The 18,488-nt window shown below is 71.4% G+C and carries 17 protein-coding genes; 2 read left to right on the top strand and 15 right to left on the bottom strand.

Annotated elements, in window-relative coordinates:
- Positions 1–24 precede the first annotated feature (24 nt).
- Genes ACFY1H_RS30215 through ACFY1H_RS30205 form a run of 3 tightly spaced genes read right to left on the bottom strand, consistent with a single transcriptional unit; the run spans position 25 to position 2,697 of the window.
- A complete protein-coding gene (locus ACFY1H_RS30215) occupies positions 25–831 on the bottom strand; it encodes an amino acid ABC transporter ATP-binding protein (protein WP_386951873.1) in 807 nt (268 codons plus the stop codon).
- On the bottom strand, positions 815–1,747 hold the full coding sequence (locus ACFY1H_RS30210; protein ID WP_366586356.1) for an amino acid ABC transporter permease: 933 nt from the start codon (positions 1,745–1,747) through the stop codon (positions 815–817). The genes ACFY1H_RS30215 and ACFY1H_RS30210 overlap by 17 nt, the downstream gene beginning before the upstream one ends.
- Complete coding sequence (locus tag ACFY1H_RS30205; protein WP_386951870.1) at positions 1,744–2,697, bottom strand: transporter substrate-binding domain-containing protein; 954 nt, start codon at positions 2,695–2,697, stop codon at positions 1,744–1,746. Before ACFY1H_RS30205 ends, ACFY1H_RS30210 begins: the two co-directional genes overlap by 4 nt.
- Before the next feature lie 309 nt (positions 2,698–3,006).
- Between ACFY1H_RS30205 and ACFY1H_RS30200 the strand changes: the two genes are divergently transcribed.
- Entirely contained in the window at positions 3,007–3,648 is a 642-nt protein-coding gene (locus tag ACFY1H_RS30200) for a GntR family transcriptional regulator (RefSeq protein WP_366586362.1), read from the top strand.
- A gap of 328 nt (positions 3,649–3,976) precedes the next feature.
- Here the strand turns inward: ACFY1H_RS30200 and ACFY1H_RS30195 are convergent, their stop codons facing one another.
- The 9 genes from ACFY1H_RS30195 to ACFY1H_RS30155 form a co-directional block, all read right to left on the bottom strand.
- Positions 3,977–4,804, bottom strand: coding sequence for a hydroxypyruvate isomerase family protein (locus ACFY1H_RS30195; protein WP_386951867.1), 828 nt, complete (start codon positions 4,802–4,804; stop codon positions 3,977–3,979).
- Complete coding sequence (locus tag ACFY1H_RS30190) at positions 4,801–5,682, bottom strand: NAD(P)-dependent oxidoreductase (RefSeq protein ID WP_386951864.1); 882 nt, start codon at positions 5,680–5,682, stop codon at positions 4,801–4,803. The genes ACFY1H_RS30195 and ACFY1H_RS30190 overlap by 4 nt, the downstream gene beginning before the upstream one ends.
- A gap of 165 nt (positions 5,683–5,847) precedes the next feature.
- On the bottom strand, positions 5,848–6,885 hold the full coding sequence (locus tag ACFY1H_RS30185; protein WP_366586370.1) for a lysylphosphatidylglycerol synthase transmembrane domain-containing protein: 1,038 nt from the start codon (positions 6,883–6,885) through the stop codon (positions 5,848–5,850).
- Entirely contained in the window at positions 6,885–7,994 is a 1,110-nt protein-coding gene (locus ACFY1H_RS30180; protein ID WP_366586372.1) for a glycosyltransferase family 4 protein, read from the bottom strand. Before ACFY1H_RS30180 ends, ACFY1H_RS30185 begins: the two co-directional genes overlap by 1 nt.
- Before the next feature lie 329 nt (positions 7,995–8,323).
- The gene (locus ACFY1H_RS30175; protein ID WP_386951860.1) at positions 8,324–9,844 is read right to left on the bottom strand and encodes a CHAD domain-containing protein; all 1,521 of its coding nucleotides are present in this window, start codon (positions 9,842–9,844) and stop codon (positions 8,324–8,326) included.
- Positions 9,845–9,893: 49 nt separating this feature from the next.
- Entirely contained in the window at positions 9,894–10,349 is a 456-nt protein-coding gene (locus ACFY1H_RS30170; RefSeq protein WP_366586378.1) for a hypothetical protein, read from the bottom strand.
- A 74-nt stretch (positions 10,350–10,423) separates the two neighbouring features.
- On the bottom strand, positions 10,424–11,263 hold the full coding sequence (locus ACFY1H_RS30165) for an aldo/keto reductase (RefSeq protein ID WP_386951857.1): 840 nt from the start codon (positions 11,261–11,263) through the stop codon (positions 10,424–10,426).
- A gap of 39 nt (positions 11,264–11,302) precedes the next feature.
- A complete protein-coding gene (locus ACFY1H_RS30160; RefSeq protein WP_366586382.1) occupies positions 11,303–11,671 on the bottom strand; it encodes an STAS domain-containing protein in 369 nt (122 codons plus the stop codon).
- 97 nt (positions 11,672–11,768) lie between these two features.
- Positions 11,769–13,169 (bottom strand): PLP-dependent aminotransferase family protein, encoded by a 1,401-nt coding sequence (locus ACFY1H_RS30155; protein WP_386951854.1) that lies wholly within the window; start codon positions 13,167–13,169, stop codon positions 11,769–11,771.
- 82 nt (positions 13,170–13,251) lie between these two features.
- On the opposite strand from ACFY1H_RS30155, the gene ACFY1H_RS30150 reads away from it, so the two are divergent.
- The gene (locus tag ACFY1H_RS30150; RefSeq protein WP_386951851.1) at positions 13,252–14,463 is read left to right on the top strand and encodes an MFS transporter; all 1,212 of its coding nucleotides are present in this window, start codon (positions 13,252–13,254) and stop codon (positions 14,461–14,463) included.
- Between the two features lie 622 nt (positions 14,464–15,085).
- On the opposite strand, the gene ACFY1H_RS30145 is transcribed toward ACFY1H_RS30150, so the two are convergent.
- The 3 genes from ACFY1H_RS30145 to ACFY1H_RS30135 all read right to left on the bottom strand — a co-directional run bounded on the left by ACFY1H_RS30145 (position 15,086) and on the right by ACFY1H_RS30135 (position 18,477).
- Positions 15,086–15,499, bottom strand: coding sequence for an SsgA family sporulation/cell division regulator (locus ACFY1H_RS30145; protein WP_220238926.1), 414 nt, complete (start codon positions 15,497–15,499; stop codon positions 15,086–15,088).
- Between the two features lie 561 nt (positions 15,500–16,060).
- A complete protein-coding gene (locus ACFY1H_RS30140; RefSeq protein ID WP_366586389.1) occupies positions 16,061–17,467 on the bottom strand; it encodes an L-fucose/L-arabinose isomerase family protein in 1,407 nt (468 codons plus the stop codon).
- Complete coding sequence (locus ACFY1H_RS30135; protein WP_386951848.1) at positions 17,464–18,477, bottom strand: substrate-binding domain-containing protein; 1,014 nt, start codon at positions 18,475–18,477, stop codon at positions 17,464–17,466. Before ACFY1H_RS30135 ends, ACFY1H_RS30140 begins: the two co-directional genes overlap by 4 nt.
- Between the last annotated feature and the right edge of the window lie 11 nt (positions 18,478–18,488).

Here is an 18,488-nt window from a genome sequence, read left to right as displayed (position 1 = left end):
GCGTGGCTCTCCTCTTCTTCGGGACTACAGCTGGCTCAGGAAGGCACGGGCTCGGTCCGTGCGGGGGTTGTCGAAGAACTCGGTGGGCGGCCCGGCCTCGACGACCTTGCCGTCGGCCAGGAACACCACCTGATCGCCCACTTCACGGGCGAAGCGCATTTCGTGCGTGACCACGACCATCGTCATGCCGTCGGCGGCGAGCTCGCGCATCACGCGCAGCACCTCGCCGACGAGCTCGGGATCGAGCGCCGACGTCGGCTCGTCGAACAGCATCACGTCCGGCCGCTGCATCAGCGCCCGCGCGATCGCCACGCGCTGCTGCTGCCCGCCGGACAGCTGCACCGGGTGGGCGTGGGCGCGGTGCTTGAGGCCGACGCGGTCGAGGATCGCCAGCGCGCGTTCCTCGGCTTCCTCGCGTTCGAGCTCGCCGTGCAGCAGCGGCGCGAGCGTGAGGTTGCCGAGCGCGGTGAGGTGCGGGAACAGCTCGAAGTGCTGGAACACCACGCCGAAGCGGCGGCGCTGTTCGAGCAGCTTCTTGCGCGGCATGTCGTGCAGCTTCCCGCCGCGCACCACGCGCCCGATGATCTCGCCGTCGAGCAGCACGTGGCCTTCGTCGGGGGTGAGCAACCCGTTGACACACCGCAAAAGCGTGCTCTTGCCAGAGCCGGACGGGCCGATCAGGCACGCGACCTGGCCCTCGCCGAGCGTCACGTCGACGCCGTCGAGGATCTTCGCCTCGCCGTAGCTCTTGCCGACGCCGACGATCTCCAGCAGGTCCGCGCGGGTCTGCTTCGCGTTCTCCTGCGCTTTGTTCTCATGCGCTGCGAGCACCGGCGTCTCCTTCCGTGGCGATGACCGCGTCGGGCGTGCGGACGCGCCGTCGGTAGGCGCCGGCCCGGCGTTCGAGGTAGCGCTGGCCGACGCTGGCGAGGCTCGTCAGCACGAGGTACCAGATCGAGGCGACGAACAGCATTTCCATCGTCGCGAGGTTCTGCGACGCGATCTGCTCGGCGACGCCCAGCACCTCCGTGCCGGCGATCGCGTAGACCAGCGACGTCGACTTCAGCAGCATCACGAACGTGCTCCCGGCGGGCGGGATCATCACCGGGATCGCCTGCGGCAGCACGACTTTGCGTTCGATCTGCCACGTGCTCAGCCCCATCGCCGCGGCCGCCTCGCGCTGCGACTCGGACACCGACTGGGTGCCGGCCCGCACGATCTCGGCCAGGTAGGCGCCCTGTTCGAGCGAGAGCGCGACGCCGCCGGCGACCATCGGCACGAGCACCGAGTTCGTCGAGACGGACCAGAGGCTCAGGTCGGTGAACGGCAGCCCGATCCCGAGCCGCGGCAGGAAGAGCGCGAAGTTGCCGAAGATCAGGATGAACACGATCAGCGGCACGCTGCGGAAGAACCACACGTACAGCCAGCTCGCCGTGCGCGCCACCGGGTTGCGGCTGACCCGCATGTACCCGACGACGACGCCGATGATCGAGGCCACCACGAACGACACCAGGGCGAGCGCGATCGCGCCGAGCACGCCTTCGAGGATCCGCCAGTCGAACAGGTAGCGGCCGATCACCGAGAGGTGGATGTTGTCGTTGTGCAGCAGCGTGTTCAGGATGATCAGCAGCACGACCGCCAGCGCCAGCCAGGAGACGATCCGGCCGACGGGCGAGCGCACGGCGTGCTGCTGCGGGATCGGGTCGGCGCGGGTGAACCGCGGCCCGGGGTGGATTTCGGTGGTCATTTGGTGGCCTGGTTCAGGGTCGCGGTGGACACCAGCTGGTTCTGCGGCAGACCGAAGCCGGTGAGGATCTTGGCGTAGCTGCCGTCCTTGATCATCGCGTTGACGGCGGCCTGGAACGCGGCGGCGAGCTTCGGCTGGTTCTGGGCGATGGTGAAGCCCTCGTCGCCCTCGTCGATCTGCTCGGCGATGGCGTCGTTGGCCTTGGTGGCCACGAGCTTGCCCTGCGACTGCTGCGCCGTGTAGACGACGGTCGGCGTGGGGATCATGCCGCCGTCGACCCGCCCGGACTGCACGGCGAGCACGATGTCCGCGGTCGCCGAGAGGCCGATCATCTGCGGGGCCGGTTTGCCGCCCTGCGTGCAGTGCTTGACGATGTCGTTGAAGATCGCGACGGTCGCGGCCGCGGCCTTGCCGAGCCCGATCTTCTTGCCGCACACGGCGTCGAGCGTCTCGAACTGCGAGGCCTTGTCGGCCGTGGCCAGGATGCCCTGGAGGTTCTTGAACGCGCCGACGACGTTGGCCTTGGCGATGATGTCGGCGTTGGCCGCGCTGGCCGAGCCGCTCACCACGATCTTGCCCGCCTGCATGGCCGGCAGCTGGTCGGGGTAGAGCACCTGCTGCCAGGCGACCTTCAGGCCCATCATCCCGGCGGCGTGCTCCACGAGCTTCACCACCGCGCCGGTGGGCGTTTTGGTGCCGGTTTCGTACATGGCCATGGGGGCGGCCTGGAAGTTCGCGCCGCCGTTGATCGTGCCGGCCGCCGCGATGTCGCCGGGGACGAGCGCCTTGATCGCGGGGTCGACCGCCGCGGGGGCGACGGCCGCCGCGGCCGGCTGGCTCGCGGCGGCGGATCCGGCCGGAGCACCGACCGGGGTGTCTGTGTTCGAGCAGCCGCTCAGTGCGGTCGCCACGGCGACGCCTGCGGCCAGCGAGAGCACCAGCTTCTTCATGGGGACTCCTCAGTCCAACGGCACTGTTGAGCTGCCTGTCGAGCAGCGCTCACAGTGCCCCACCGGTTCGGTATGCGTCAAGTACTTGACTGACCAATTTTGTCTGACAAGTATTTCTGCAGAGCCGGACTTGTCGTACCTCGTCCGGGTGGATCAGTGCGCACTCGCCTACACTGGGGACGCTGTCGTTTCCCGGCCCGACCTTGGCCGGGGCGTGGGGCTGCGGCGCCGGTGCAGGGGGGCGGCGGACACACGAGGGATCAACCACAGGAGGTGCCAGCGGTGTCGTCGGTACTCGGATCACCGTCATTGACCGAGTCGCTCAGCGACGCACTTCGCCAGCAGATCATCCGCGGCGAGGTCGCTCCCGGTCTCCGGCTCACGGAGGCGTGGGTGGCGAACCGGTTCGACGTCGCGCGCCCCACCGCCAAGGCCGGCCTCGACCGGCTCGTCGCCGAAGGCCTGCTCCGCCGTGGCCCGCGGCGCAGCTCGATCGTGCCGCAGCTGTCCACTGAGGACATCCGCGACATCTACTTCAGCCGCGAGCCCGTGGAAACCCTCGCGGTGCGCACGCTCGCCGAAACCAGGACCGTGCCCGCCGAAGCCCAGCAGGCGCTCAACATGATGCGCGTCGCCGCCGAACAGGCGCTGCATTCCGACCACACCGAGGCCGACGTCGCGTTCCACCGCGCCCTCGTCGCGGCCGCCGGCAGCCCCCGCCTGCAGCGCATGCACGGCACCGTGATGGGCGAGGCGCAGCTCTGCATCGCCCAGGTCCGCCGCACCGCCTCCACCGACCTCGTCGAGCTCACGGCCCGCCACGCGGCCATCGTCGAGGCCATCCGCGAAGGCGACGGGACCATCGCGGAAGCAGCCATGCGCGCCGACCTGCACGGCTGCCGCGACATGCTCCTCGCCGACGCGGCCAAACGCGCGGGAGTCGCAGTCTGACTGTCGCCGGGCGGGATTCAGTGCTCGGTGTGGTCTGGACCGCCGGTTCTCGTGGAGTGGCCGCCGGGACGGGAACGCCACCACTGCGCCCGAATCTGCGGCCGGCGACCGCGCTTGAAGAACGCCTACTGGCCACGAGTTCGCCCACCACGGCCGGAAAGCCGGTCCGCATCGGCGGCCCGACGAAACACGGTCTACCGAGCCGACGGCCACTGAAACGACCCGCCTGCCACCGCGGTCCGGCCGCACGCGCCTTCGCGTGCGCGTCGCCCGCTCACGGCAGCCTGGCATGCCTCGCACGCGGCCGCCCGAAGCCAGGCGACCGCGATCACCAGCCCAGGTGGGGAACTCCCTCAACCCATGCCAGGGATTCCTCCGTCGGCACCGTCGGTTTGTATTCGCACGCCACGTTGCCGCGGTAGCCCGACTGCCAGAGGTGTTCCAGGACGCCCGCGAAGTCGACGTCGCCGGTGCCCGGTTGGCCGCGGCCGGGGGCGTCGGCGAGCTGGACGTGGGCGATGAGCGAGCCGTGGGTGTCGATGACGCGCTTGAGGTCGTCGCCGCTGGTGGTGAGGTGGAAGGTGTCGAAGAGGAGGCCGATGGTGTCCGCGCCGATGTCGGCGCGGGCCTGTTCGACGACGCGGGCGCCGTCTGCGGCGGTGGTGAGGGGGTAGGCGCCGTTGAGGCCGCGGCCGAGGGGTTCGACCAGGACGGTGCCGCCGGCCTGGCCGAGGCGCCGGGTCGCGGTGGCGAGCTGTTCGCGGGCGACGGCGTCCTCCTCGGCGGGGTCGCCGCCGGGGGTGCGCTGGCCGTAGAGAGCGTTGAACGCCGGGCAGCCGGTGCGCTCGGCGATGGCCACGACGAGGTCGAGGTTCGCCGCGAACTCCTCGCGCCGCGCGGGGTTGGAGACGATGCCGCGTTCGCCGCCGGGCATGTCGCCGGCGAAGAGGTTGAGGCCGGCCAGAGAGACGCCTGCCTCGGAAATCGCGGCCACGAAATCGTCCACTTCGGACGAAGAAGGCACCGCCGACGGCCACGGCCACCACGTCTCGACCGCGGTGAACCCGGCACTCGCCGCGCGCGCGAAGCGTTGCAGGTAAGGGACTTCCGCGAACAGCAGCGAGACGTTCGCGACGAGCCGCAGCTTCCCGGTCATCGCGCGCTCCACTTCTCGACGCCGGACAGCGCGGCCACCTGGGTCAGCAGCGCCGAGTGGTCCAGTCCACCGGAACCGGTGGCGCGCAACGACGCCATCAGCTCCCCCACCAGCGCGCCGGCCGGGGAAAACACGCCGTTGGACTTCGCGGCCGCGCGGTAGATCTCGAGGTCCTTGTGGTGCAGGTCCACGCGGAAGCCGGGCTCGAACCTCCCGGCCAGCATCGCCTCGCCCTTGCGCGCCAGCACGGTGCTGCCCGCGAGGCCGCCGCCGAGAACGTCGACAGCCGGCGCGAGGTCCACGCCGTGCGTCTCCAGGAACACGAGCGCCTCGGACACGAGCTGCAGCGTGCCCGCGACGAGCAGCTGGTTGGCCGCCTTCACCGTCTGGCCGCTGCCGGGGCCGCCGACGAGCACGATCGTCGTGCCCATCGCCTCGAGCACCGGCCGCGCGCGCTCCAGCGTCTCGGGCGAGCCGCCGACCATGATCGACAGCTTGCCCTCCTTCGCACCGGCCTCGCCGCCGCTCACGGGCGCGTCGAGCATCGGCATCGACACTTCCGCGGCGCGTTCGTGCAGCTCACGGGCGACGTCGGGGCGGATCGTGCTCATGTCGACCAGCAGCGTGCCGGCGGCGGCCGCCGTGAAGACGTCGGCGTACACGGCCTGCACGTCAGGACTGTCGGGCAGCACCGTGACCACCACGTCGGCGCCGGCAACGGCTTCGGCCAGCGACGGCGCGAGCGAGCCACCACCCTCGGCCAGCGGACGGCCTCTGTCCGCGGTACGGGTGAAGCCCACGACGTCGAAGCCCGCCTTGACCAGGTTCAGCGACATCGGGAGGCCCATGACTCCCAGGCCGACGACCGCGATCCGCACTCTGTCTCCCTCCGATGGGCGCCCTGGAACGGACGCCGGTTGGACGGGTGACACCTTTCCTCGTGTCCGGCGCGTCGGTCAAGTACTTTTGTCAGGTGAATTTTGTCTAGCAAGATTACCCTGCGAGGCGACAGAGCGGTACCGCACGAGGAGACGCGGTGATCGTCAGGCAGCCGACCGGGCGGGCACCCGAGCCGGCGCACGCTCCGGCAACGTGGCCGACGCGGGAGCCGCGGTACGGGTCGGCAACGCGGTCGGCGCCACCGGCCGGCGACGCAGCGAGCCGAGCCACTGCACCAGCAGCACCGCCCCGCCCGGAGCCGTGGACACCAGGCCCAGCAGCCCGTACACGACGGCGACGGTCACCCCCTGCTGCGCGCCCAGTCCCACGGCGGCGAACGCCAGCGCCGCGACGCCTTCGCGCGGCCCGAACCCGCCGACGTTGATCGGCAGCCCCATCGCCAGCAGCGCGAGCACGAGCAGCGGCAGCAGCGTAGTCAGCGAAGCGGTGGCACCGGCCGCATGCGCCGCGACCACGAACAGTGTGAGGTGCCCGGCCAGCGCGACCAGCGACAGCGCCGTGACCCGCGGCCAGGTGCGCAGCCCCAGCAGCCCGGCGCGAACGTCCGCCATCGATTCCGCGAACCCCCGCCGCCACTTCGACGCACTGTGCAGCCAGCGATCGCCCGTGCTGCACGCGACCGTCAGCACCACGATCGCGACCAGAAGAACACCAGCGCCTGCGAAAGTCAGCACATCGTGTGCGAACCCGGGCAACACCGCAGGTCGGAAAATCAACACGGCGAGTCCGGCCGCCACCACCACGACCTGTCCGGCTGTGCGTTCCAGAACAACAGCTCGCACACCCCGCGCGACGTCACCGGCCTTCCGCCCGTGTTCCACCGCGCGGTGCACGTCGCCGAGGATCCCGGCCGGCAGCACCCCGTTGAGGAACTGGGCGCGGTAGTAATCCCCCACGGCCTGGCGCAGCGGCAACCGCAGGCCCAGCCGTGATGCGACCACGCGCCAGCGCCAAGCGCTCACGACGGTGGTCAGCAGCCCGATCGCCAGCGCGGCCAGCACCGGCCACAGGCCGATCCCGCGCAGGCCGTCGAGGAACGCGTCGGTGCCGAGGCGCCACGCCAGCACCCCGATGATCGCGAACCCGGCGAGGATTCGGAACCACGACCAGAACGTACGCATCAGGCCACCTTGATCGGGATGGAACGCCAGCGGGAAAGGACTTCGGTGAGGCGGCGGGCCGCGCGGTCCCACTCTTCGAGTGCGCTGCCGCGGCCGAGCGCCGCCGTGCGCAGGTCGCGCCGCAGCTCGGCGTCGGTGACCCAGCCGCGCAGCGCGGAAGCGAGGGCGCCCGGGTCGCCGGGCGGGACGAGCAGGCCGGGCACGGCGCCGTCCGACGAGCGGCCGAGCGCGTCGGGAACCCCGCCGACGTCGCTGGCCACCACGGGGATGCCGCGCGCCAGGGCTTCGGTGATGACCATGCCGTAGGTCTCCGCGTGCGAGGGCAGCAGCACCAGGTCGGCGCGGTCGTACGCCGCGTCGAGCTCGGCGCCGGCCTTCGGCCCGCTGAACGTGACGCGGTCGCCGAGGCCCAGGCGGTCGACGGACCAGCGCAGCTCGTCGACGTACTCCGGCGCGCGCGTCAGCGAGCCGACGAAGTCCACGGTGAGGTCGAGGTCGGGCAGCTGGGCCAGCGCTTCGACGAGCACGTCCTGGCCCTTGCGCGGGGTCACCGCCGCCACGCACAGCAGCCGCGACACGCCGTCGGTCCCCGACGCCAGCGGCGCCAGGTCCACGCCCGGCTCCACGACGGCGACCGTCGACGGCCCGAGGCCATGGCGGCGGATCAGTGTGCGCGCGGCCGTCGGGCTGGTCGCCACGACCTGGCGCACCACCCGCAGCGTCTCGCGCTCGCACGCGTCGAGCTCCGCGGCGTGCACGGGGTCGAGGCCGGTCTCGTCGGACAGCGGCAGGTGCACGAGCACACCCAGGCGCAGCCGCCGCGCGTGCGGCACCACGACCTCGGGGACCCCGCACGCGACCAACCCGTCGATCAGCACGGTCGTGTGGTCCGGCAGCGCCGCGAGCGCCCGCGCCAGCCGCGCGCGCCCCGTCGGCCCCGGCTCGGGCCACGACCCGGGCACGGCGACCTGCAGCACGGGCATCCCCGCGCCCGGCAGGCTTTCGCACATCCGCCGGTCGTAGGTGTTGCCCCCGCTGGGCTCCGTGACGTCGTCCACGTTGCCCGGGAGCACGAACGCGACCACGTCCCCCGCCCGCTGACTCCGCACGTTGCCTCCTCACGCCGCTCTACCCAGCAACACGGAAGCCACGGTCCGGCGGTTCAATCCCGCCGGAAATTCCCACCACGGCGCAGCGCCGGGATCCCCATTGCACGAACCGCCACCCGACCACCCGGCCGTGGATCCGCCCAGCCCCCTCCCGCCACCCCGATCCGAAGCCGAAACACGGGCGGCGGCGGGTTGTCAAGATACTCTTTCCAGCCTTGACGACCCGCCACCGCCCGTAGGCACACTCGACCTTCGGGGTGGCGTCCCGCCGCCCCTCCCGGCCCCACGTTCCCCGGCTCCACCGCGTTCCCCGGCTTCGGATCCGCGGCCTACAGCCACTTCGGCGCGTCCCCCTTTTCGAGCCGCTTCCACCGGCTCACGAACTCCCGCCGCATGCCCGCGCGCACTCCCCCGGCGGTCCCGTAGAGCACGCCGAACGTGAACCCCACGCCTTCGTCGTGGCCGTCGACCCCGAGCCGGTACACGACCGGGCCCGCCACCACCCAGTCCTGGTGCTCGCCCAGCAGCTCCTGCACGTTCTTCACGTTCTTGCGCCACCCGCGCACCTTGCCGCCGAACACGGGCCGCACCACGTCGGCCGCGTAGCGGGCGCGCTTGGCCTTCTTGCGCACGTCGTGCAGCGCGTGTTCCAGCTCCCGCCCGGACAGCCCGTGTGCCGCCTGCTCCGCCTTCCTCAGGTTCCCCGCGGCCTTGCGCACCGGCTTGCGCAGCACGCTCCGGGCGGGACCGGTGTCGGTCGGCACACCCGACACGACGGCGTCGAGCTCCTGCACCAGAACCAGGTACCGCTTGCTGCGCAACGCCTCCAGCACCTTCTTGCGCGCGTCCACGGCCTCGCGGGCGAACCGCCGCGTCAGGAACTGGTCCACCGGCCCGACCACGAGCTCGGCCGGCGCGCCGTCCACCCACCCGCGCACGAGCGCCTCGACGACCTCGCCGTCGCGCGCCGGGCTGAGCTCGCCGCCCAGCCACTTCAGCTCGCGCGTCACGTTCGGGATCCGGTCGTCGTCCACAATGGACGAGAAGGTCCGCAGGGCGCTGCGCAGCTTCCTCGACGCCACGCGCAGCTGGTGCACGGAGTCCTCGACGTCGCGCCGCACTCCGACGTCGGCACGCTGCAGCGCCGCGAGCTGCTCCCGCAGGTAGGCGCCGACGATTTCGCCCGCGTCGGGACGCTTGCCGGTCACCTGCCCGTCGGGCACGCGGTCGCCGATCAGGCGCCGCAGCTTCGACGGCCACCGCGACGTCCGGGCGCCGGCGTCGACCAGCGTGCTCTCCAGCTCGTCGAGCAGTTCCGGTGCGGCGTCGCCCGCGAGCTCGACCTCGATCTCACGCCAGCGGTCCAGCCGCGCCGTCTTCCCGCCGACCTCACCGGTCACGTGGTCGTCGGTGACCGTCGCGACGACCTGGCCCGCCGAGTCGGTGAGCCGGTGGGAGAACCGGTCGGTCTTCAGGTGCGCGATGGGCAGCAGCTTGCGGCCCAGCGTGTGGGCGCGCAGCAGCCGGTTGAGCTCACCCGGCACCTTGCCGGCGTCGGCGTCGGCGTCGGCGTCGGCGTCGAGCGGAACCTGCAGCTCCTCGCGCTCGTCGGGCCCGACCGGCAGCTTCAAGTGCCACCCGGCGTCGTGCCCGCCCACGCGCCGGCGAAGGGTGATCCCGGCGCGCACGAGGGAGAACTCGGTTGTGTCGTAGTACGTCGCGTCGAGCTTCTCCTCGGCCGGGGCGTCCTGGCCCTGCACCGTCCCGCCGCCGACGAACTCGGGGACCACCGTGTCCTGCGCGACCTCGTACTTGCGCTCGCGTTCGATTTCGACCACGGGTCTGTTCATTCGTTCACTCCTCAGGTTCGTTCACGAAAGTCTGAGGCATGAGGTGCGCTCACGGCGCGCGATGCTCCAGCGGCGGGCTCACGTCCGGGTAACTCGCCTCCTGGCTCGGCACCGCCGTGGTGACCGCCGTGCCCCGCTGCTCGGCTTCCCGGCGCGAGATCCTGCGGTTCACCACGGCCTCGCCCACCTGCTCGCCGCGGATGCGGCCCAGGACGGCGAGCGTGATGGCGTGCACGATCGCCAGCACCAGCAGCAGCACGCCGACGCGGCCCACCACACCGGGCAGATCGCTGTCGCCGAGCGGGATCGTGGACAGCAACGCCAGGAGTCCCAGCGTCACGAGGTGGAACAGCACTGTCACCAAGCGGGTCATCGACGCACCCGCGGTCGGGTCGCCGTAGGAACTCTCCAGGTACCCGCGGCCGCTGCGGTAGATGATCTGCCCGTCGATCAACACGAGCACCACACCGATGGCGAGGAACGAGACGTACGCTTCTGTGCTCATCCCGGCACACTCCTTCCGGCCTCTCCCGGAGAACTACCCCTGGACCAGCGGGAGAAAACCCGTTCGGTGGCGGTTCAGCCGCGGAAGGTGTCGGGGTGCGGGCCCGTGCGGTGGTCGGCGTCGAGCTTGCCGATCGCCTCCAGGTCCTCGTCGGCGAGTTCGAAATCGAACACGTCGATGTTCTCCCGGATGCGCGAGGGCGTGGCCGACTTCGGGAACACGATGTTGCCCAGCTGCAGGTGCCAGCGCAGCACCACCTGGGCCGTCGTCTTGCCGTGCTTGTCCGCCAGCCCGGTCAGCACGGGGTCGGAGAGCACGGCCGCCTGCGCGAGCGGGCTCCACGCCTCGGTCGCGATGCCGTGCGCGCGGTGGTAGGCGCGCAGTTCCGTCTGCTGCAACGCGGGGTGCAGCTCGATCTGGTTCACCGCCGGCACGGTGCCGGTCTGGCGGGCGAGCTCTTCGAGGTGTTCCACCTGGAAATTCGACACGCCGATCGAGCGCGTCTTTCCGGCGCGCAGCAGCTCTTCGAAGCCTTCCCAGGTGCGCACGTACTTGTCCTGGTGCGGCAACGGCCAGTGGATCAGGTAGAGGTCCACGTACTCCAGCCCGAGCCGGCGCAGGCTGCCTTCGAGCGCGTTGATCGCGTTGTCGTGCCCCTGGGCGTCGTTGGCGAGCTTCGTGGTGACGAAGACTTCCTCCCGGGGCACACCCGACTTCTCGATGCCCTCGCCGACCCCGGCTTCGTTGCGGTACATCTGCGCGGTGTCGATGTGGCGGTAGCCCGCCTCGAGCGCGGTCCGGACGGCGTCGGCGGTGTCTTCCTCCGGAATCTGGAAAACGCCGAACCCGAACTGCGGGATGCGCACCCCGTTGTTCAGCTCGAGGTCCGGGACGTTCGTCGTGTGAGCAGTCATGATCTCGGCCTACCCGAGGCTCCGGACCCCGAAACTCGATCAGGACGCTAGTGCGGCCGCCAGCGCTTGAGCCAGCGTCCTGTGCACGGCCAACGTGCCGGACGCGCCGGTCACGTCGAGGCAGCGGCGCACGCCGCGCGCACCGTCACACACCACGGTGAACGAAACGGCCCGATCGTGCGCGGTGAACAACGCGCGGATGCCGGCGCAGCCGAGGAACTCGACGCGGGAGAGATCCGCCACCACGGGCTTGCCCAGCTCGACGGCTTCGGTGAGTGCTTCGGCGAAGACGTGGCCGGTGGCGGCGTCGAGGTCACCCACCGGGGTGAGTACGCGGGTGCCTTCGTGGTCGGTGGTCGTGATGGTGAGCTCCGCCGGTATCGAGACCGCGGAAAACGGGGTGTTCATGGAGCGCTCCTCTCGCAGGAACCTGCCGGGGCGCTGACCGGAGCACGTGTCTGAACAACAGCCAACACCTCCGACCGTACGCCGGTGCGCGGTGAGGTCAACCCTCGTCGAACACGCGTCTCAGCACCGCGAGGCCGGCCTCGATCTTCTCCGGGGCCACGGCACCGTAGCCCAGCGCCAGCCCGGACGGCGCCGGTTCCCCGCACAGTCCCACCAGGGACTGCACCCCCACGCCGGCCTGGTTCGCCCGTGCCGCAACGGGTTCCGCGTCCACATCGGACAGTGCACAGAGGTGGAGCCCGGCGGCCGAGGGCACCGGCGTGAGCAGCCCCGCGAACCGTTCGTGCAGCAGCGTCGTGATGTGCTCGTGGCGCGCGGAGTATTCACGCGTCGCCTTGCGGATGTGGCGAGCGAACAGGCCCTCGTCGAGGAACCGGGCGAGCGCGGCCTGCGTGTGGTGGTCGCCGTGCCAGTCGGCCAGCTTCCGGGCGTGGAGCAATGCCTCGCGCAACGAGCGCGGAGCGATCAGGAAACCCTGGCGCAGCACGGGAAGCAGGGTCTTGGAGAACGAGCCGACGTACGCGACGCAGCCGGCGCGGTCGAGGCTCTGCAACGGTTCGAGCGGCCGGTCGGAGAAGCGGAACTCGCTGTCGTAGTCGTCCTCGATCACGATCGCGCCGGTGCGCTCGGCCCAGTCGAGCAGCGCGGCGCGGCGCGCGAGCGACATCGGCGTGCCGAGCGGGAACTGGTGCGACGGCGTGACGTACACCAGGCGCGTGCGCGCGGGGAGGGCCGCGACCTGCAACCCCTCGCTGTCCACGGGCACGCCGACGATTTCGGCGCCGTGCGAACGGAACAGCAGCCGCGCCATGCGGTAACCGGGTTCTTCCATCGCGACGCGGTCGCCGGGTTCGAGCAGCACGCGGCACAGCAGGTCGAGGGCCTGTTGCGCGCCCTGGGTCACGAGGACGTCGTCGGCGTCGGCGCGCACGGACCGGGAAACGCCGACGTGGCGCGCGATCGCCGCCCGCAGCCCGGCGTGGCCGGCGGGGTCGCCGTAGTGCGCGGAACCGATGCCGCGCAGCTCCGCCGACAGCAGCCGGCGCCAGGTTTGCATCGGGAAGAGCCGTGCGTCGGGGACGCCGACGCGGAAGTCGTACTCCGGGTCGGCCCCCTCCGGGTCCGGCTGGGGCAGTGTCCGCCACACCTCGCGCGGCCGGGCCGAACCGGCGGGTGCGTGCCTGGTCCGGCCGGTGGGCAGCTCGGCGGACACGTAGGTGCCGGAGCCGACACGGCCGGCGAGGAACCCGTCGGCGGTGAGCCGGTCGTAGGCCACGGCGACGGTGTTGCGGGACACCGAGAGGCGTTTCGCCAGCTCACGGGTGGGTGGGAGGCGTTCGCCGGAGCGCAGCCGGCCGTCGAGGATCGCGTCGCGCAGTTCGCGGTAGATGCGCGTGCCGAGGTCGCCGCGCCCGGCGAGCGTCACGTGGAAGTCCACCTCCGGCAGCCTACATTGGCCCGGCCGTTGTGCGCGGAATTGGATCTGGTGCAGGGCCAAAGGCGGCTCTAGCGTCGACGGCATGACGACGATCGAGCGCCCCGCCTCCGTGACCGGCTCGCGGCCCGGCCGCCTGCTCGCGAGCGCGCAGCTCGCCGCCTCACTGGGCGATGGTGCTTTTCTCACGTGCTCGGTGCTGTATTTCACGCGCGTTGTCGGATTGACACCAGGCCAGGTGGGGCTCGGTCTCACGCTGGGCTGGGCGGTGGGCACGGTCGCCGGCGTGCCGCTCGGGCACGCGGCCGACCGCCGGGGTGCGCGGGGCGCGGCGGTGCTGCTGTCGCTGGCGACCGGGCTGGCGATCACGGCGTTCCTGTTCGCGGGTTCGGCGTGGACGTTCACGCTCGCCGCTTGTTGTTATGCCACCGGGCAGTGTGGGGTCAGCGCGGTGCGCCAGGCCCTGCTGGCCGCAGTGGCCGAGCCGCAGCAGCGCACGCGGATCCGCGCGCACTTGCAGTCGGCGGGCAACGCGGGGCTGGCCGTCGGCGCGGGCCTCGGCGGCCTCGCCCTGGTGGCCGACACCCCCGGCGCGTACGTCGCCGCGTTCTCCCTCGACGCGGCCGCGTTCGTGGTGTCCGCCGTGCTGCTGCGCCTGCTGCCGGCCGTCGCACCGGTGCCGCGGGCCAAGGGCGAGCCGGCGCTGGCCGTGCTGCGCGATCGGCCGTACGCGCTCGTCACGCTGCTGAACGCGATTCTGTTGCTGCGCATGCCGTTGCTGAGCGTTGCGATTCCACTGTGGATCGTCTCGCGGACCACCGCTCCCGAGTGGACGGTGTCGGCCCTGTTCGTGCTGAACACGATCGTGGTGGTGCTGGGCCAGGTGCGCGTCGCGACCCGCGTGACCGGCCTGCCCTCGGCGACGCGGCTGGTGCGGCATTCCGGGCTACTGCTGGCCGCGTCGTGCGTCGCCTTCGCGCTGTCGGCAGCGGGGTCGTCGGCGACGGTGGCCGTCGCGGTGCTCGTCGTCGGTGCGCTGCTGCAGGTGCTCGGGGAGATGCTGCAGTCGGCCGGCACCTGGGAAATCGGCTTCGACCTGGCGCCCGCCTCGCGGCAGGGCCAGTACCAGGGCTTCTTCGGCAGCGGGACGTCCGTGGCCCGCATGGCGGGCCCGGCCCTGCTCAGCAGCGTGGTGGTCCAGTGGGGAACCCCGGGCTGGCTGCTGGTGGGTGCGGTCTTCGTGGCCGCCGGGTGGGCGATGGGCCCTGCCGTCCGCTGGGCCGGCCGGCGGCGCTGAGCCCGAGAGCGACGCGGGGCTTCGGCGAGGCTCGGTGATCCGGCCGTTCGCTGAGGCAAGCCGCTCAGCGAGTCAAGCCGACCGGTAGCGCCCAGGTACCCGTGCCCTCGTGACGCGGCCGGACGGTGGCGCAAGCCCCCCGGTAGCGCTTGGGTACCAAGGCGCTCATGACCTCGTGACGTGGCGCGGCCGGTGGCGCAAGCCCCCGGTAACGCTTGGGCACCAAGGCGCCCATGCCCTCGTGACGTGGCGCGGCCGGTGGCGCAAGCCCCCGGTAACGCTTGGGTACCAAGGCGCTCATGACCTCGTGACGTGGCGCGGCCGGTGGCGCAAGCCGCCCAGTAGCGCTTGGGTACCAAGGCGCCCATGACCTCGTGACGTGGCGCGGCCGGTGGCGCAACCCGCCCAGTGGCGCAAACCACCTGGCATCGAGGTGTCCCTGATGGCACTGCCCTCGCCGGCCTTGACGCCCCGGTGATGCGGCCAACCGGCGGCTCAGGCACCTCAGCGGTGCGAGCCACCCGGCGGCGCTGAACCCCCAGCGACACCACCAGCCTGTGACACAAGCGGCTCAGTGGTGCAATCCACCCACTCGCGCGGAGTCCCCGACAGTGCCGGGGACTCAGTCGCGCAGCGCGAGCTTCGCGAGTTCCTGGTCGAAGTCGAACCAGAGGGCCTCGTCGCCGGCCGGGACCTCGTCGTAGGTGCGGTCGAGGAAGTCGGCCAGTTCGTCGGCCGGGGCTTCCAGCACGGCGGAGCCGTCGGGGGCGTTGAGCTCGACGACCACGCGGGCGTCATCGGCGGCGGGGCGCACTCGCACGTCGCCGTCGCCGGCGGGCGCGATGAGGCCGTCGGCGAGCAGGTCGCGGCCGAAGAGCCAGCGGACGACACCGGGGCCGGCGTGGTAGCCGACGGAAATGGCGTACGGGTCCGACGGGTCGTACTCGAGGTCAGCGCGCACCGGCAGCGGAACGCTCCCGAACGTGCGCAGCCCGAAGACGATCGTCGCGTGGACGACGGGGGGCTCGGTGCCCATGGCGGTACCTCCTTCATCTCGTTCTCGGGTGGAATCAACTCACGGCTCAACGTGAATGTTCCTCTATGAGTAACGCCCCGTAAGAGTACGAGCTGCCCGACAACCGATCTTTCACCCCTTTGGTGGAGACGGACGTCTCATGCGCTCACTCATCGGAATGAAGGGTGTCCCCGATCGATGACCGCAAGCTGCCGAGGGCCCCCGCGGGCCGCGCTCGCCGACGAGGCCGGGCACGACGGCGGCTGGATCCTGCGCCGCCCCGACGGCAGCCCGCGACGGAGGCGAGCACCCTCGGCGCCCGGCGCGTGCGCAACGGTGAGGTGCTTCACCTTGTGCCACGGGGCACAGACCGGCCGGAACTCGAGTACGACGACCTCGCAGCAACGGTCGCGGCCGCCGCCGCGCGCACCGGCCGGCCGCGGGCTCCCCAGCACTCGCGGAGGCTGGGCCTGGCGGGCGCCGGCGTCAGCGCGAATCCCACGGCCGGCGCCACACGCAGAAGTCTCACCGGGGCATGGTCGCTCCCGGCGCATGACGGTGGCGGCCGCCGGCCGGAAGCGGTCAGCGCGTCCACTCCTCCACGCGCACCCCGAGCAGCTCCGCCGCCACGCGCAGCTCCCGTCGCCGGTCGCCCGGGACGGCGTGGATGTGGTTGGCGCCGAACCCCCGCAGGAACACCGGCGCCTCGACGTCCAGCCGGGCGAACGCGTGCGGCCATTCCGGTGTGGACCGAGCGGCCAGCGCCGTGTTGGTGGCGTCGTCGTAGCACTCGAACTCGCCCAGGACCAGCTGCAGCCGATAGGCGCCGTCGAACCGGGTCAGCCGCGCGAGGGTCATCCGCCCCGGCGCCGCGAAGTGCGCCACGGAAGCTCCACCGGCCGGGAAGAAGAACACCGACGGATACAGGTGCACGCGGCTGAGGTTCTCCACCGGATCGTCGCTGCGGGCGGCGAACCACGTGGCATGTTGTCCGGAATTGCACAAATCCCACACGTCACGATCGGGATGGTGGTGCCGGACGTCCGCGAACAGCACCGGGGTGCCCGTGATGCGGTGCATCAGCTGCATCGTCAGCGCACCGTCCATATCGGACTCCGTGGCGGTGACGTGGACGGCCTTGGGCCCGTTCCAGTCGTACGGGTCGTTGAGCAGCGCCTCCGCCACGTCCATCGTCGCGAAGTTCTCCGTCAGCTCGGGCTGGGCCTTGATGCCGGAGAAGTCCAGGTGCCGCTCGGCCGCGAGGTCCCGCACGGCCAGGTACGTCCGGATCTGCCGCTCCAGCAACGCCGGCGTGAGCTTCTCACCGTCATAGTGGACGGTCGCGAATCGCTCCAGCCACTCGCGTCCGCGCGCGGCCTCGGCGGCGTCGGCCTTCTCCGCGCGCAGCACGAGCTCGTACTGGTCGATCTCCTCGACGTCCACCCCGAACTGCCGCATCCACTCGTCGGTGTTGGCGACGGCCGTGTTCATCCCCATCGGCCGCCCGCCGAACCGCCCGAACGTCGAGCCGCGCAGCGACGCCACGGCACCGGCCGCCCGCGCGTGCACGCCGACGTCGTCGATCAGCGCCGGGTCGTCCGGCGCGCCCCACAGCCGGGTGTGCCGCCGGCCGATCTGGTCCAGCGCCCCGCCCGCGGCGAGCATCCCGACGAGCCCCGGTTCCGCCGGATCGGCCGACGCGACGAGCAGCAACGGCGTCGTCGTCGCGTCGGCCGCCAGCATCGTGAAGTGCGGAAAACTCCACACGGCGTAGTAGAACACCGTCACGTCCACCGAAGCCGCGGCGACGGACCGGGCGGCCGCGGTCGCCGTGGTGTTGGTGGCCACGAGCCCGCCGCTGATCACGTCGTGGCCGGCGGCCGTGAGGGCGGCGCTGAACGCGTCCACTTTGGACCTGATGAACCCGGTGTTGCGCCGGTGCACGTGATCGCGACCGTCGGAGATCGCGATGATCCCGATGCGCGTCATGAGCCGTGGTTGAGCTCTGCGTAGACCTGCGCGGCGTTGTCCTTCGTGATCTGCCGCGTCTGCAGGGTCTGCGTCTTCTGGACCTGCCCGCAGTCGACGAGCAGTTTCTTCGCCGCGGCCACGGCTTCCGCCCCGCCGGTCGGGTAGATGAACGTGGCCGACAGGCGCCCGGCCTCCACCGCCTTGATGCCGCCCTCCGGCACGGGCAGCCCGTCGATCCCGACGATCGGCAACGTCGCCTTGCCCGCGTTCTGCGCCGCGAGCCGGGCACCTTCGGCCATGGGGTCGTTCTCGGAGAAGATCGCCTGCGCGTCGGGGTGGGCCTTGAGCAGCGCGTCGGCCTGCTGCTGGCCCTTGTCGCGCAGCCAGTCGGCGTCGGCCGTCCCGACGATCGTGATGCCCGAGCCCGCGATGCCCTCGGCGAAGCCGTCGGCGCGTTCCTTCGCCGGCGTCGAACCCGCGAGGCCTTTCAGCTCCACGATCTTCCCGCCTTGCGGCAGCAGGTGCTGCTTGAAGTACTGGCCGGCTTGGCGCCCGATGTCCACATTGTCTGCTCCGATGAACGACGTGTACGCGTCACCGTCCACTTTGCGGTCGAGCACCAGCACCGGAATGCCCTGGTCGTAGACCTTCTTGACGACACTGGTGAGCGGCGTCGCCTCGTTGGGACTGATGATCAGCAGGTCGATCTTCTGCGTGAGGAACGTGCTGACCTGCTCCACCTGCTTCGAGTTGTCCTGCGCGGCGTCGGCGAAGTTGACCGTGAACTGCGGGATCGACGCCGCCGCCTTGCGGATGTCGTCGTCCATCCGCACGCGGTAGGGCTCGCCGAGGTTCGCCTGGCTCATGCCGATGGTGAACTTCCCGCCCGGCCCTTTGCACGCCTGCGTGGCGGGCCCGGCGCCGGACGACGCCCCCGGCGCGTTCTCGTGCGTGGTGCCGCAGGCCGCGGCCACGAACGCGACCCCGGCGACCGCGAGCGCCGGCCCGCGGCGAGTGGTGGTGGACATGTGAGCTCCCC

It is taken from the genome of Amycolatopsis sp. NPDC001319, assembly GCF_042896185.1.
Taxonomy (GTDB): Bacteria; Actinomycetota; Actinomycetes; order Mycobacteriales; family Pseudonocardiaceae; genus Amycolatopsis.
This window is presented reverse-complemented; position numbering and strand designations above follow the sequence as displayed.

What these genes read in the sequence shown, in the direction of transcription:
- ACFY1H_RS30185 (WP_366586370.1), bottom strand. Translation starts at nt 6,885, where the DNA reads ATGCGTACGTTCTGGTCGTGGTTCCGAATCCTCGCCGGGTTCGCGATC.
- ACFY1H_RS30140 (WP_366586389.1), bottom strand. Translation starts at nt 17,467, where the DNA reads ATGACGCGCATCGGGATCATCGCGATCTCCGACGGTCGCGATCACGTG.
- ACFY1H_RS30170 (WP_366586378.1), bottom strand. Translation starts at nt 10,349, where the DNA reads ATGAGCACAGAAGCGTACGTCTCGTTCCTCGCCATCGGTGTGGTGCTC.
- ACFY1H_RS30210 (WP_366586356.1), bottom strand. Translation starts at nt 1,747, where the DNA reads ATGACCACCGAAATCCACCCCGGGCCGCGGTTCACCCGCGCCGACCCG.
- ACFY1H_RS30175 (WP_386951860.1), bottom strand. Translation starts at nt 9,844, where the DNA reads ATGAACAGACCCGTGGTCGAAATCGAACGCGAGCGCAAGTACGAGGTC.
- ACFY1H_RS30195 (WP_386951867.1), bottom strand. Translation starts at nt 4,804, where the DNA reads ATGACCGGGAAGCTGCGGCTCGTCGCGAACGTCTCGCTGCTGTTCGCG.
- ACFY1H_RS30160 (WP_366586382.1), bottom strand. Translation starts at nt 11,671, where the DNA reads ATGAACACCCCGTTTTCCGCGGTCTCGATACCGGCGGAGCTCACCATC.
- ACFY1H_RS30165 (WP_386951857.1), bottom strand. Translation starts at nt 11,263, where the DNA reads ATGACTGCTCACACGACGAACGTCCCGGACCTCGAGCTGAACAACGGG.
- ACFY1H_RS30135 (WP_386951848.1), bottom strand. Translation starts at nt 18,477, where the DNA reads ATGTCCACCACCACTCGCCGCGGGCCGGCGCTCGCGGTCGCCGGGGTC.
- ACFY1H_RS30205 (WP_386951870.1), bottom strand. Translation starts at nt 2,697, where the DNA reads ATGAAGAAGCTGGTGCTCTCGCTGGCCGCAGGCGTCGCCGTGGCGACC.
- ACFY1H_RS30150 (WP_386951851.1), top strand. Translation starts at nt 13,252, where the DNA reads ATGACGACGATCGAGCGCCCCGCCTCCGTGACCGGCTCGCGGCCCGGC.
- ACFY1H_RS30145 (WP_220238926.1), bottom strand. Translation starts at nt 15,499, where the DNA reads ATGGGCACCGAGCCCCCCGTCGTCCACGCGACGATCGTCTTCGGGCTG.